Origin of the sequence: Rhizobium vallis (assembly GCF_003985155.1) — a bacterium.
Taxonomy (GTDB): domain Bacteria; phylum Pseudomonadota; class Alphaproteobacteria; order Rhizobiales; family Rhizobiaceae; genus Rhizobium; species Rhizobium vallis.
Window position 1 is genome coordinate 715481 of the sequence record NZ_ML133686.1, and the last position, 13033, is coordinate 728513.

Below are 13033 nucleotides of genomic sequence, written 5' to 3' on the forward strand. Positions count from 1 at the left end.
GACTCAGCTGACCGGCTTGAGGCGCAGCAGATGCATCAGGCGCATGCGGTTGTTGTCATGATCCTCGGGATTCATGATCGGATCCTTGTCGGTGACCCAGCCGGTGAAGCGCTTGCTGGAGAACTGATACCAGGTCGGCCCGTTGAAGACAGGCACGACAGGGAATTCGTCGGCGACCAGCAGCTGAATATCGTTGAAGATCTTCTTGTGATCGTCGTCCGACGTCGCCTTCAGATACTGATCGAAAAGGGCGTCAAGCTTCGGGTTCGAGTAGCGCGAGGGCGCGCCGGTGATGCGCCCGCCATAGGCGGTCGACAGGTTCTGGTAATAGCCGCGGAACGGCGTCGCGCCGTCGGCGCGGGAGTTCATCACGACCTCGAAGCTGCCGTCGATGAGCTGCTTGCGCCATTGCTCGTATTCCGGGGTAGCGACGGACGCGTTGATGCCGGCGGCACGCAGTCCTTCGACGGCGATCTGCACCGCATCGATCCAGTCCGTCCAGCCGTTCGGAACGATGATCGGGAAGGCGATCGGTTTGCCGCTCGGCGTGGTGCGGAAACCGTCTGCACCCTTCTTGTAACCGGCATCGTCGAGTACCTTGTTGGCCTTCTCGGTATCGAAGCCCATGAAGGCGTCCTTGTCGCCTTCCGCGTCCTTGTTGCGCCAGGTCTCGAAACGCGGCGGCAGGCCGGTCGCATGCTCGTTGACGACGGGATAGCCGAAGCCGGCGATATCGACCATGGACTTGCGGTCCATGGCGAGGCTGAAGGCGTGGCGGAAATTCAGATCCTTGTAGGCTTCGAGGTTGCCTTCATTGCCGCTCTTGAAGTTCATCTGGAAAGCGACGGTTTCGGCCGGCGGCTGCCAGTAGCCGTTGTGGTCGGAATCGAGCCCGACGAAGGTCTTGTCGATCTGCGGAATGAAGGATCCGATCCAATCCATGTTGCCTTCGGGCAGAATGGCAAGCATCTGGTCGTTGCCCGAGATCTGCGGCAGCCTCAGGCAATCGACATGCAGCGAGGCAGCATCCCAGTAGTTCGGGTTGCGGCACTGCTCATAGACCTGCGGCGTGAAGCGGCGCAGCTCGGTCATCGGACCGGACCCCACAGGCTTCTCGTTCTTGAAGGCCACAGGATCGGAAACATCCTTCCAGATATGTTCGGGAACGACGGCGAGATCTGCAAGCGTTTCCGGAAAATCGGAATTCACGGATTTGAGGTCGATCTTGACCTCGGTCGCCGACGGCGCCTCAACGGAGGCAACGGTTTCGCCAACGCCGACGGTATCAAGTGCTGCGTTCTTCAGCATGAGGTCGATCGTGTATTTCACGTCGGCCGAGGTCAGCGGCTGCCCGTCTGACCATTTCAAACCTGGTCGCAGCGTGTAGGTGACCGATTTCATATCCCCGGAGAATTTATAGTCGGTCGCCAGGCGAAACACCGGCTTGCCGCCGTCCTCCGCATTGAAGATGACCAGCGGCTCGTAGATGAAATCCATCGTGCTTTGCCGGCGGCCGGCAAGGTCGAACGGATTGAAGTTCTGCACCCAGCTGGTCTGCTCCTCGATATGCATCGTCAGCACCGACTCTGCGGCCGCATTGCCTGTTCCGAAGGCGGTGAGCGCTGTCAGGGCGGTTGCCGTTGCCCAGCCTGCATGCACGGAAATGTTGCGGAATACGCGTCTGCTCGATCTCATTTCAACGATCCCCTCGTTATTATTTTTGGAGTCAATCAAATTGATTTAATATTGATAGTCAGTTTCCTGCTGGCCCGTCAATTGCCGATCGCAAATTTCTGCGCCGCCCTCGCCCGTTGGAGGCATCTCGCGATCATGAAAAAAACAGCGCCGGGCCCATCGCGTTAACGATTAAGGTACCTTTAAGTACCATAATTGTCTCAACGATGGCGAATTGACCTTCCCGAATATGGGTCGATAAGCATGAGGCTGCTCGCCACGGCCCGGATGTTCCCGGGATGCAACCCATCCAACTTCCGAAGCAGGCGAATTTCCAATGACGAGCATCAATACGAACAATTCAGCGATGGCTGCCCTTCAGACGCTGCGCACCGTCAACTCCAATCTCGAGACGACGCAGAACCGTGTTTCCACCGGCTACCGGGTCGACACCGCCTCCGACAACGCCGCCTACTGGTCGATCGCGACCACGATGCGGTCCGACAACAAGGCGCTTTCCGCCGTATCCGACGCGCTTGGTCTCGGTGCGGCAAAGGTCGATACTGCCTATACGGCAATGGACAATGCGATCGACGTCGTCGACGAGATCAAGTCCAAGCTGGTGGCAGCGACCGAGGACGGTGTCGACAAGTCCAAGGTCCAGGAAGAGATCACTCAGCTTCAGCAACAGCTGCTGAGCGTCGCCCAGTCGGCATCGTTCTCGGGTGAGAACTGGGTCGCGGGCGAGAGCAGCACGAAGAGCGTCGTGTCGTCCTTCGTTCGCGACGGCTCCGGCGCCGTCTCCGTTCAAATGACGGATTACGCTCTGGATACCAGCTCCATGGGCAACGTGCTGTTCGGCATGAGCGGCGGGGTGATCGAAACCTCCACCGGTATCCTCGGCACCTCGTCGGGCGCGACTGGCTCGGTCTATTCGCTTGATATCACCAACTTTACCACCGGCCAGATCCAGTCGGCGCTGTCGACCGTCGAATCCGCGCTATCGGCGATGACCTCTGCCGGCGCGCAGCTGGGTTCGATCTCGACGCGCATCAGTCTGCAGGAAGACTTCGTCGGTGCGCTGTCCGATTCGATCGACTCGGGCGTGGGCAGGCTCGTCGATGCCGACATGGAGGAGGAGTCGAGCAGGCTGTCTGCCCTGCAGACGCAACAGCAGCTGGCGATCCAGTCGCTATCGATCGCGAATTCGTCGTCCCAGAACATCCTGTCGCTCTTCCGCGGCTAATCGTACTGGCGGCAAAGGGAGCCGGGCGCACAGAACGCCCGGACCATTCGCTGATCGAACGCCGAGCCTGGCCTTCCGGCCAGGCTCGGTCGCGTTGGCGACGGATTTGTGTTGCAAGTCCCTATCGCTGCCGTCCTCATCCGAATTAAGGTGTCGGCATCGACGAGGTCGCAGCCTGCCCCTTTGCCTCGGGCAGCCGATCGATCTTGAATATTCGCATCGGGGCGGAGAATGCCGCGCTCGCAGGATCATTGCATGCTGGAACGCACGGAGCCTGGCCGTCCTCACAAAGCGCCTGCCATCGTCTGGCTGGGCTTCATGGCCATGTGCGTCGGCATGTTCATGGCGATCCTCGACGTCCAGGTGGTGGCGACGTCGCTGCCAACCATCCAGTCTGCGCTCGATATCGGTCCGGATCAGATGAGCTGGATACAGACGGCCTATCTCATTGCCGAAGTGATCGCGATCCCCCTCACCGGCCTGCTGACGCGGCTCCTGACGATGCGGTGGCTGTTCGTGGTTGCCGTCGGCCTCTTCGTTGCCGCCTCTGCCGGTTGCGCAGCCAGCAGCAGCTTTGCGGAACTGGTGGCCTGGCGGGTGCTTCAGGGTTTTTCCGGCGGAACCCTGATCCCCTCGGTATTTTCAGCCGTGTTCATCCTCTTTCCCAACGAGCGGCAGGCGCTTGCGACGACGATCGCCGGCGTGCTTGCAGTGCTTGCACCGACCGTCGGACCGATCGTCGGCGGCTGGCTGACCGAGACCTATTCCTGGCACTGGCTGTTCCTGATCAATATCCTTCCGGGTATTGCTTCGGCCATTGTCGCGGCACGCTTCCTGCCGAGGCAGGCGATCGATCCGTCCGAAATCCGGCATCTCGACGTCCTGTCGCTTTTGCTGATGGCAGCCGCGCTGACGAGCCTGGAACTCAGCCTGAAGGAAGCGCCGACGAGCGGCTGGATCTCGACCTATGTGCTCAGCCTGCTGGCCGCCTGCCTTGTGTCGGGAGGCGCCTTCATAGGACGAACGCTTCGCCGGCGAAGGCCTGTCGTCGATCTCGGCAACTTCGGCGATCGGAATTTTCTCGTCGGCTCGGTTCTGAGCTTCGTCCTCGGCATAGGCCTCTTCGGCTCGGTCTATCTCATGCCGGTCTTTCTCGCTTTCATCAGGGGGCACGACGCTCTGGAGATCGGCATGACGATGCTGGTCACCGGTATCGCGCAGCTGATTACGGCGCCGATTGCGGTGGCGCTGGAGAAGCGCATGGATGCGCGGCTGCTGTCGGCCGCCGGTTTTACCCTGTTTGCGATCGGCGTCGGAATGAGCGCGTTTCAGGATCCGCGTTCTGACTACGATGCGATGTTCTGGCCGCAGATCGTGCGCGGCGTCGCCATCATGTTCTGCCTGTTGCCGCCGACGCGGCTGGCGCTCGGCACGCTTCCGCCAGACCGCATTCCCGATGCCAGCGGTCTCTTCAACCTGATGCGCAACCTCGGCGGGGCAATCGGCATCGCCCTCATCGACACCATCATCTACACCCGCTCGGAACCGCTGGGACAGAACCTCTGGGCTCGTCTCCAGGCCGGCGACGGCGAGGCCGCGGCATTCGTCGGTGCGCCTCTTCAGGCCATATCGGGACATAGCGGCAGCTTCGATGCGGATACGACGTCGATGCTCGATCCCCTGGTCCAGACGGCAGCGAGCGTTCAGGCCATCAACGAAGCCTGGATGGTCGTCGCCGTTCTTACCGGCTGCGCCTTGCTTTCAGTGCCCTTCGCCAGGCGGCCGGCGCCAGCATGAGACCGACGCGGCTACCTGCTACGGGAAATATCAATCAGATACAGAAACGTCGATCCATCGACCGGTTCCCTGGCCACCGTAGATATCAACATCAATCCATACATTGCCATGTACGATCATCTTGGCCGCCTCTCGCGTCATCGTTCCGTTCTGAAGCATCTGCTCCAGCGCTTGGCGATTTGCCGGATCGGCAAAGAATGAGTCTGATTGATCGTCAGAGTCGCGCACATGGTACTTATGGAAATTCGCCCTGTCTTGCCGGATGATCTGCCACGGCTGGGTAAGTCGATCCCCATTTGAATTGTAAAGATCAGCGTCGCCGATATACGCGCGATAGCTCTCGATCGGACGGCTGCTGTGGGTGGCCTGGACTCTCGCTTGAGCGTGCGCTGTTCCTACCACAATGACTGAGCTGAATAGAATCGATAATAATTTTCGCATGTTGCCCTCTCTAAATGAGAGGGTCTTACCGAGAGTCACGCCAATTCGCCAAGCAAAAAGCGTGTTGTTGGAAACGCCCATGGTCACGTCACGACACTTGCCGTTCTTGCGGCCGCCGGTAAGATTTCTCTCAATCTTTTTGCGTCATCCTCCAATTCCCCTTGAAGCCAATCGAGGAGATCTCAATGGCCCCGAAGCTTGCCCGCAGTATTCAAATGCCCCGCCGCGAAGATCTCGGCCTCTTCACCATCAGCAACGGGTCCGGCGTGTCGATATCGGCGCTGCCGAACGGCACGCTGTTTGCGATCGAATATGCCGACGACAAGGGATCGGTGCAGATCAATCAGATCCAGGGCTCGCCGCTCTTCGGCGGCATCGGCCGCCTTTATCTACGCATCGGCGGTGCTACGCCTCGCGTGGTCGAGATCGTCGGACCGCGCGCCGACGGCAGCTTCGGGCAGGATGCGACGAGCTTCTCCTGGAGCGGCAAAACAGGCGATATCGGCTATAACGTCCGCCTCGAGCTTCATCCTTCCGAAACGGCGTGGTTCTGGCGCGCCTCGATCCGGCATCTGAAGAAGGGGACGCTGCCCGTGGATCTGGTGCTGGTCCAGGATGTCGGCCTTGGCGACCGCGGCTTCCTGATGAACAGCGAAGCCTATGCCTCGCAATATGTCGATCATCACATCGCAGATCACGAGACATTCGGTCCTGTCTTGATGAACCGGCAAAATCTCAAGCAGTCGGGGGGCCGCAATCCCTGGCTCGCGCAAGGTTGCCTCGACGGCGTGGCTGCCTATGCCACGGATGCGATCCAGCTCGTGCAGGCGAAAGACCGCCTCGGCGACCTGTTGGTCGGTCCTTTCGGCGCCAGCCTGCCGAACGAACGGCGGCAACAGGAGACGGCAGTTTCCGCCATTCAATCGAAATCCTTCTCCGTTTCAACAAGCGGTGTGAACCCGACCTTCTTTGCGTTGTTTGCCGCCGATCATCCCGAGGCGTCGAGCGATGCCGATCTTTTACGGCTCGATGGGCTTGCGGCCACGGAAGGTGCGGCCACTGATGTCGAGGAAGCCGCCCCGGTTCGCAGCCTGCTGCAGGATGCCGCCCTGCTTGCGGCCGAACCGCTCGACAAAAAGGCGATCGCCCGGCTTTATCCGGAACGAAGCCTGGAAGAACGCGCCGGCGGCAAGCTTCTTTCGTTTTTCGTGCCGGATGGCGCTTTGAACCGCCACGTCGTCCTCAGTGAAAAGGAGCTCCTGGTGGCGCGCCGTCATGGGGCGATCGTGCGCAGCGGCCAGAATATGCTGCTCGACGATTCCACACTTGCCGCGACCTGCTGGATGCAGGGCATTTTCGCTGCGCAGCTGACGATCGGCAACACTTCCTTCCATAAGCTCTTTTCCGTGTCTCGCGATCCCTACAATCTGACGCGCGCCAGCGGGCTGCGGATCATGGCCGAGGTCGGCACGGGCTGGCAGCTTCTGGCGGTGCCGTCGGCGTTCGAAATGGGGCTCAGCGATTGCCGCTGGATCTATCGTTGCACCGATCGCACGATCACCGTTGCGGCTGCCGTCTCCGGCGAGGATGCAGCGATGCAATGGACCGTCTCCGTCGAGGGCAAGCCGTGCCGCTTCCTGGTGTTCGGTCATGTCGTTCTCGGCGAGCGTGAATATGATGCTGGCGGGCAGATCGAGTTCGACACTTCAGGCAAACGCATCCGCTTCCTGCCTGATCCGGCCTGGCTCTGGGGCGAGCGCTATCCTGATGCCAGCTATTGGCTGGTGAGTTCGACGCCCGATGCTATCGAGGAAATCGGCGGCGACGAACTGCTTTACACCGATGGCATTTCCCGCGACGGTGCTTTCGTGGCGCTTCGATCCCAACCGACGCAGGCTCTCTCCTTCGCGGTTGTCGGCTCGATGACGGACGCGGCAGAGGCCGAGCGCCTGGCGCAACGATATGAAGCCGGCGTCACCGATGAGGCAATGCTGGCCCCGGCATCAAAATTCTGGCGAAACGCCATACGCGGCACGACGATTGATAGCACGGCGCCCGATCTTGCCGCGCAGGCGACCCTCCTGCCCTGGCTCGCGCATGACGCCATCGTGCATTTGAGCGTGCCGCACGGCCTCGAGCAATATACGGGTGCAGCCTGGGGGACACGCGATGCCTGCCAGGGCCCGATCGAATTCCTGCTCGCCTATGAGCATGACCGGGAAGCCAAAGAGGTGCTCAAGACCGTCTTCAGCGAACAATACCTTGAGAAAGGCGAGTGGCCGCAATGGTTCATGCTTGAACCCTATTCCAATATCCGAGCGGGCGACAGTCACGGCGATATCGTCGTCTGGCCGCTGAAGGCGCTTTGCGACTATATCGAAGCCACCGGCGATCTCGCTATCCTCGACGAGAAGGTCTCCTGGCGCGATGAAAAGACCATGCAGAAGGCGCCCGAGACAGACACCATCGCGATCCATGTCGAGAAGCTGCTCGATACCGTACGCGGGCAGTTCATTCCGGGAACGCATCTGATCCGCTACGGCGAGGGAGACTGGAACGATTCTCTGCAGCCGGCCGATCCGCATCTGCGCGACTGGATGGTCAGCAGTTGGACCGTTGCCCTGCTCTACGAGCAGGTCGTTCGTTATTCCGCCATCCTGCGCCGCCTCGGCCATGATGAAAAGGGCAAGGCGCTCAGGAAGATCGCAACCGCGATGCGTCGGGATTTCAACCGCCATCTGATCCGCGACGGGATCGTTGCCGGCTACGGTATCTTCGACCCCGAGCATGACGGCGTCGAATTGCTGCTGCACCCGAGCGACCGGCGCACCGGCCTGCATTTCTCGCTGATCTCGATGACGCAGGCGATGCTCGGCGGGCTGTTCACGCCGGTTCAGAGACGCGATCATATGAAGCTGATCGAAAAGCATCTGCTCTTCCCCGACGGCGTGCGGCTGATGGAGAAGCCGGCGACCTACGCCGGCGGGCCTGAGACGCTGTTTCGCCGCGCCGAATCTTCCTCCTTCTTCGGCCGCGAGATCGGGCTGATGTATGCGCATGCGCATCTGCGCTATTGCGAGACGCTTGCGCTCGACGGCGAGGCGGACGAACTCTGGAAGGCAATCGCCGTCGTCAACCCGATTGCCGTGACCACTGTGCTGCCGCATGCATCGCTGCGCCAGCGCAACACCTATTTCAGCAGCAGCGACGCGGCTTTCCATGATCGCTATCAGGCGGCGGCCAAATGGGAGCGCGTCAAGGCGGGAAAGATTGCAGTCGATGGCGGATGGCGCATCTATTCGAGCGGCCCGGGGCTCTTTACCCGAAGCTTCGTCGAAAATATCCTCGGCTTCAAACGGCGTTTCGGCCGGCGCAAGCACAAACCGCTCCTGCCCGCCGCTCACGCCTCCGTCGATCTGCAAACGGATCACGCGCCCTGGCGTCGGTTGATGAAGCCGTAAAAAAGAGGATCAGGACGAGGTGCTGGCGTCGCGCAGCTCTTCGAAACGCGCGGTACTCTTCGACAGGTGCGTCCGGATGGCGCGGCGCGCGGCGGAGTCGTTGCCGTCGCGGATCGCCGCGAATATGGCGTGGTGTTCCCTGCGCATGCGCGCGGCATGACGCTTGCGCTCGGCCGATGTCATCTTGTCCAGGCGCGCCCATTGCCGCGGCACCATGATGTTGCCGAACGTATCGAAGAGGCGGCTGTAATAGGAATTCTGCGTCGCGACCAGGATGGACCGGTGGAAGGCGTAATCCTCCTGCGCGCCATATCCGCCTTGCTCGAGCGCCTTGTCGAGGGCGTCGAGGCGATCCTGCATGCGGTCTATATCTTCCTGTGTGCGCCGCAGCGCGGCTAGGCCGGCGGCCTCGTATTCGATCCCCATGCGCAGCTCCAGCACACGCAGAACCTCGTCGATCGACTGCAGGTCGTTCGGGATGATGGAGAAGGACCTTGGCGTCGGATCGTTCGAGACGAAAGCGCCGAGACCCTGGCGGGTGGTGATCAGCCCTTTCGCCCGCAGCGTGGCGAGCGCCTCGCGAACGATCGTCCGGCTGACGCCGGTCGCTGTCATGATCGCCTGTTCGGTCGGCAGGCGCTGGCCGGGTTTCAGGTCGCCGGACTCGATCTGCGCCATCAACATATCGGCAAGGCCGCTGCGCAGGTTCGGCGGCTGGCGAGTGGTATTGAAGACCGCGTTGTCCTTGTCCGTCATCCCGTGTCGAAGTCCTGCGTGTCGGTGCGGCTGCGCCGGCTGGTTCTCCTGTTGCTAGCGCATGCCGGCGGGAAAGGCAAAAACGGCGTGAGCCACGGTAACTCCGTGGGATTACCGCGCCAGCCAGCCGCCGTCGACCGGCAGCACAGTTCCGTGCACATAATCGGATGCCGACGACGCGAGGAACACGGCGGCACCGCCGAGTTCATCAGGCGTTCCCCAGCGCCCGGCCGGAATGCGGGCGAGGATGGCGGCATTGCGGTCAGGATCTTCGCGCAGCGCCGTGGTGTTGTTGGTGACGAAGTACCCCGGCGCGATGGCGTTGACGTTGACACCCTTGTTGGCCCATTCGCAGGCAAGCAGCTTGGTCAGGCCGGCAAGTCCGCTCTTCGAAGCGGTGTAGGACGGGATGCGGATACCGCCCTGGAATGAGAGCAGCGAGGCGATGTTGATGATCTTGCCCCTGCCCTTCTCGACCATGTGACGGCCGGCTGCCTGCGACAGGAAGAAGGCGGTCTTCAGGTTGACGTCGATGACGGCGTCCCAGTCTTCTTCGGTGAAGTCGAGCGCATCGGCGCGGCGGATGATGCCGGCATTGTTGACGAGGATGTCGAGGCCGCCGAAGGTGCGGATCGTCTCGTCGACGATCCCCTTGACCGGTTCGATGGTGGAAAGGTCGGCCTTGACGACATGGAAGCGGCTTCCCGCCGCCTTCACCAGCGCCTCGGTTTCGTCCATCGACGAACGTCCAACGGCGACGATCGCCGCACCGGCCTCAGCCAGTGCGACTGATATGGCCTGGCCAATGCCGGTATTGGCGCCGGTGACGACAGCGGCCTTGCCGGAAAGGTCGAAGGGATTTGCCATGCCGTTTACCTCAGATCCGCAATGGCGATATGATCCATGTCGGTGAAGCTCTTGTTGTCGCCGGCCATCGCCCAGATAAAGCTATAGTTCTTGGTGCCCGCGCCCGAATGGATCGACCAGGGCGGCGAGATCACGGCCTGTTCGTTGGCGACAACCATATGCCGGGTCTGCTGCGGCTCGCCCATGAAGTGGAAGACGCGCTGCTCTGCTTCGAGATCAAAATAGAGATAGGCCTCCATGCGCCGGTCATGCGTATGGGCCGGCATGGTGTTCCAGACGCTGCCGGGCTCGATCATGGTGAAGCCCAAGGTGAGCTGGCAGGACTGGCAAACTTCCGGATGGATGAACTGGTAGATCGACCGCTTATTGGCCGTCGCGGCTTCGCCGGGCGTCAGGTGACGGGCCTTTTCGCGGGTAAGCAACACGGTCGGATGCGCTTGATGCGCCGGCGTCGAGACCAGATAGAACTTTGCCGGATTGGCAGCATCCGCGCTCTCGAACCTGACATCCCTGGCGCCCTTGCCGGCATAGAGGCAATCATACTTGGCAAGATCGTAGCTTGTGCCGTCGACGATGATACGGCCGGCGCCACCGATATTCAGGGCGCCAAGTTCACGTTCGGCAAGGAAAGTCTCCTGCCCGATCGCCACCGGCGCCGTCAGCGTCAATCCGGGGCCAAGCGGCGTCGCGCCGCCGATGACCATGCGGTCGTAATGCGAATAGGTGAGCCGGATCTCGCCGCCTTCGAAAACTGTTTCCACCAGAAAATGACGCCGCAGCGTCTCCGTATCGAAATCGCGCACGGCCTCGGGGTGGGAGGCGTGCCTTACGTCGATCTGCATGTCAATTTTCCTTCAGCTTCGTTGTCGTCGGACTTTGTCGCTATCGCGAGAGGCAGATCGGTTGGCTGCCGGTCCTGCCGTTGATAGCAAGTACGGTTACATAGTTGTACGACAAGTTTGATGTCAACATGCTTCCCGCGACCGGTCGGAAGACACCCGTGACACCGGGATCGGAAATCAAAATCTGGGAAAACGGGGCGAACATGCTGAAGATGATCGTCCGGGCGATCGCGCAGGCGGGTGTTCTTGGCACGATCGGTACTTCAGACGCCCAAAACGAAAAAAGCCTGCCGCGGGAGGAGGTGCGGCAGGCTTTCGAAAAACGAACGACAGCTGGGAGGAGGAGTGCTGTCATTCTGGCAGGCGATCCTGGGAGGAGGGTGGAGCGCCTGCATAGTCGAAGGGATGCGGGAGGAGGTGCATCGCTTCGATGTAAATAATCATACTTATTTCTTGCCCGATTGATAGGCACTTCTTTGCAGGGCAGCTATGCGCTATGCGAAGAGCGGATGGCTTCGGCATGCTGATGCATTTGCCGAAAGCACAAAAAGAAAGCGCCCGCTCGGGAGGAAGCAGGCGCTGGCATCGTTTCAAAGATAGGCTGGTCTAGGTGCCGTTAGCGGGCGATGCCTGCGCGGGCGATGTTGCGGATTTCGCCGCGGCTGATGCCGAGGTCGTCCAGTTCGCGCGAGGACATACGGCCCAGTTCAGCGACCGTCTGACGGTACTTGCGCCAATTGTTGAAAGAGCGTGCTACGTTCATGATGATCCCCTTTCCGTGGGCTTTCGAAGCCTAGCTGCCAGTCCTTGGCGCTTCGTTCGCTTCGATGAGCTTCATATAATGCAGGACCCTTGATTGTTGCAGCGCCAATGCATCACTGCACCTATGCAATGTATGCATGGATCATCATAAAGGGAGAAGGATTCAGGCTTTGAACCGATCGAAGGCCGTCAGCCGCACAATCGGCGGATCGGCCTCTTTCCACCGGTAGATTTCCGCCCGCAGATAGGAAAGCTCGTCGTCGAGATCGTCCTCGCCGATTTCGATCCACCAGGATTTCAGGCGGCCGTCACTTCCGTCCGACCAGCGATAGCCCCTCGCCTTCAGATGGTCCTTCATCTCGAACGGGCTGTGTTCCGCAAAGATGCGGATGCGCGAGCGCTGGCTGGCACGAAAAAGCTCGGCGAACGGGCTTTCGCCGTCGCGCTGCTCCCGGTCGAGAATTTCAAGCAGCGCATGGCAGTCATCCACGGCGCGATGGCCCTCGTGGAAATAACCGGCCTGGCCGACGAGATAGCCGAGCTTGGTGCCCTCGAAACCGCGGGCGCTCCAGTCGATCTCCGAGACCGAACATGCCCAGGCCTTGCCGGCGAAGATCTTCGAGAAGGTCTCGCAGAACGGCCGGTCGAAGCCGGCATTGTGGGCAATGATCAGATCCGCTGGTTCGATCAGTCTGCTCAGCGATTTGATATCGATGACCTGTCCTTCGACCATCGCATCGGTAATGCCAGTCAGCCGGGTAATCTCGGGCGGGATCGGCCGCGACGGTTGCTGCAGACCGCCATAGACGCCGATGACATCGCCGATCGCTCCATCATCGCTGAACGTGAAGGCGACGGCGCCGATTTCGATGACCTCGTCACTTCGATGGCTGAGACCTGTCGTCTCGGTATCGAGAACGACGCCGAGCCGGGAAAATTCCGGTCGTCTGACGGTCGCAATCGGCCGGGCAGTGAGTTTTCTGAGAATACGATAGTTGCCGCTCTCTTCGAGCGTCCGCGCCATGTCTTCATCGGAGCGGCCGGCCGGCGGCGACGGAGGCCGGCGCGATGGACCGCGCACCTTGACCGCGGCCGGCGCTGCCTTGGCAAACATGTCGAGTTGCGAATCTCTGTGCACGCTCATCGGATCTATATGTCACGGAGAGGCGGTTGAATCCATCGCTCGC

Annotated in this window: 11 protein-coding genes; 4 read left to right on the forward strand and 7 right to left on the reverse strand. The window is 60.8% G+C overall.

The genetic code is table 11. The annotated features are described in order from the left end of the window. Positions 1-3: 3 nt before the first annotated feature. Positions 4-1695, reverse strand: a complete 1692-nt coding sequence (locus EFQ99_RS03490; protein ID WP_126919251.1) for an ABC transporter substrate-binding protein — start codon at positions 1693-1695, stop codon at positions 4-6. A 316-nt stretch (positions 1696-2011) separates the two neighbouring features. Between EFQ99_RS03490 and EFQ99_RS03495 the strand changes: the two genes are divergently transcribed. Together EFQ99_RS03495 and EFQ99_RS03500 are read left to right on the forward strand one after the other, a co-directional pair. Next, positions 2012-2920 (forward strand): flagellin N-terminal helical domain-containing protein, encoded by a 909-nt coding sequence (locus EFQ99_RS03495; RefSeq protein ID WP_126919252.1) that lies wholly within the window; start codon positions 2012-2014, stop codon positions 2918-2920. A 255-nt stretch (positions 2921-3175) separates the two neighbouring features. Continuing rightward, the gene (locus EFQ99_RS03500) at positions 3176-4717 is read left to right on the forward strand and encodes a DHA2 family efflux MFS transporter permease subunit (protein WP_126919253.1); all 1542 of its coding nucleotides are present in this window, start codon (positions 3176-3178) and stop codon (positions 4715-4717) included. 30 nt (positions 4718-4747) lie between these two features. Here EFQ99_RS03500 and EFQ99_RS03505 read toward each other — a convergent pair whose 3' ends face one another. Next, positions 4748-5158, reverse strand: a complete 411-nt coding sequence (locus EFQ99_RS03505; protein WP_126919593.1) for a hypothetical protein — start codon at positions 5156-5158, stop codon at positions 4748-4750. A 185-nt stretch (positions 5159-5343) separates the two neighbouring features. Between EFQ99_RS03505 and EFQ99_RS03510 the strand changes: the two genes are divergently transcribed. After that, the gene (locus EFQ99_RS03510) at positions 5344-8619 is read left to right on the forward strand and encodes a GH36-type glycosyl hydrolase domain-containing protein (RefSeq protein WP_126919254.1); all 3276 of its coding nucleotides are present in this window, start codon (positions 5344-5346) and stop codon (positions 8617-8619) included. Positions 8620-8628: 9 nt separating this feature from the next. Here the strand turns inward: EFQ99_RS03510 and EFQ99_RS03515 are convergent, their stop codons facing one another. The 3 genes from EFQ99_RS03515 to kduI form a co-directional block, all read right to left on the reverse strand. After that, positions 8629-9375 carry a FadR/GntR family transcriptional regulator gene (locus EFQ99_RS03515; protein ID WP_126919255.1) on the reverse strand — a complete coding sequence of 249 codons (747 nt, stop codon included), beginning with the start codon at positions 9373-9375 and terminating at the stop codon, positions 8629-8631. A 111-nt stretch (positions 9376-9486) separates the two neighbouring features. Further along, complete coding sequence (gene kduD, locus EFQ99_RS03520; RefSeq protein WP_126919256.1) at positions 9487-10242, reverse strand: 2-dehydro-3-deoxy-D-gluconate 5-dehydrogenase KduD; 756 nt, start codon at positions 10240-10242, stop codon at positions 9487-9489. Between the two features lie 5 nt (positions 10243-10247). Next, a complete protein-coding gene (gene kduI, locus EFQ99_RS03525) occupies positions 10248-11084 on the reverse strand; it encodes a 5-dehydro-4-deoxy-D-glucuronate isomerase (protein WP_126919257.1) in 837 nt (278 codons plus the stop codon). A gap of 104 nt (positions 11085-11188) precedes the next feature. Between kduI and EFQ99_RS03530 the strand changes: the two genes are divergently transcribed. Further along, positions 11189-11524, forward strand: coding sequence for a hypothetical protein (locus EFQ99_RS03530; RefSeq protein WP_126919258.1), 336 nt, complete (start codon positions 11189-11191; stop codon positions 11522-11524). A 176-nt stretch (positions 11525-11700) separates the two neighbouring features. Here EFQ99_RS03530 and EFQ99_RS03535 read toward each other — a convergent pair whose 3' ends face one another. Together EFQ99_RS03535 and EFQ99_RS03540 are read right to left on the reverse strand one after the other, a co-directional pair. Continuing rightward, entirely contained in the window at positions 11701-11847 is a 147-nt protein-coding gene (locus EFQ99_RS03535; protein ID WP_126919259.1) for a DUF1127 domain-containing protein, read from the reverse strand. Between the two features lie 162 nt (positions 11848-12009). Continuing rightward, positions 12010-12990 carry a 3'-5' exonuclease gene (locus tag EFQ99_RS03540; protein WP_126919260.1) on the reverse strand — a complete coding sequence of 327 codons (981 nt, stop codon included), beginning with the start codon at positions 12988-12990 and terminating at the stop codon, positions 12010-12012. Positions 12991-13033: the final 43 nt, after the last annotated feature.

What these genes read in the sequence shown, in the direction of transcription:
- EFQ99_RS03505 (WP_126919593.1), bottom strand. Translation starts at nt 5,158, where the DNA reads ATGCGAAAATTATTATCGATTCTATTCAGCTCAGTCATTGTGGTAGGA.
- EFQ99_RS03535 (WP_126919259.1), bottom strand. Translation starts at nt 11,847, where the DNA reads ATGAACGTAGCACGCTCTTTCAACAATTGGCGCAAGTACCGTCAGACG.
- kduI (WP_126919257.1), bottom strand. Translation starts at nt 11,084, where the DNA reads ATGCAGATCGACGTAAGGCACGCCTCCCACCCCGAGGCCGTGCGCGAT.
- EFQ99_RS03490 (WP_126919251.1), bottom strand. Translation starts at nt 1,695, where the DNA reads ATGAGATCGAGCAGACGCGTATTCCGCAACATTTCCGTGCATGCAGGC.
- EFQ99_RS03515 (WP_126919255.1), bottom strand. Translation starts at nt 9,375, where the DNA reads ATGACGGACAAGGACAACGCGGTCTTCAATACCACTCGCCAGCCGCCG.
- kduD (WP_126919256.1), bottom strand. Translation starts at nt 10,242, where the DNA reads ATGGCAAATCCCTTCGACCTTTCCGGCAAGGCCGCTGTCGTCACCGGC.
- EFQ99_RS03500 (WP_126919253.1), top strand. Translation starts at nt 3,176, where the DNA reads ATGCTGGAACGCACGGAGCCTGGCCGTCCTCACAAAGCGCCTGCCATC.
- EFQ99_RS03540 (WP_126919260.1), bottom strand. Translation starts at nt 12,990, where the DNA reads ATGAGCGTGCACAGAGATTCGCAACTCGACATGTTTGCCAAGGCAGCG.
- EFQ99_RS03510 (WP_126919254.1), top strand. Translation starts at nt 5,344, where the DNA reads ATGGCCCCGAAGCTTGCCCGCAGTATTCAAATGCCCCGCCGCGAAGAT.
- EFQ99_RS03495 (WP_126919252.1), top strand. Translation starts at nt 2,012, where the DNA reads ATGACGAGCATCAATACGAACAATTCAGCGATGGCTGCCCTTCAGACG.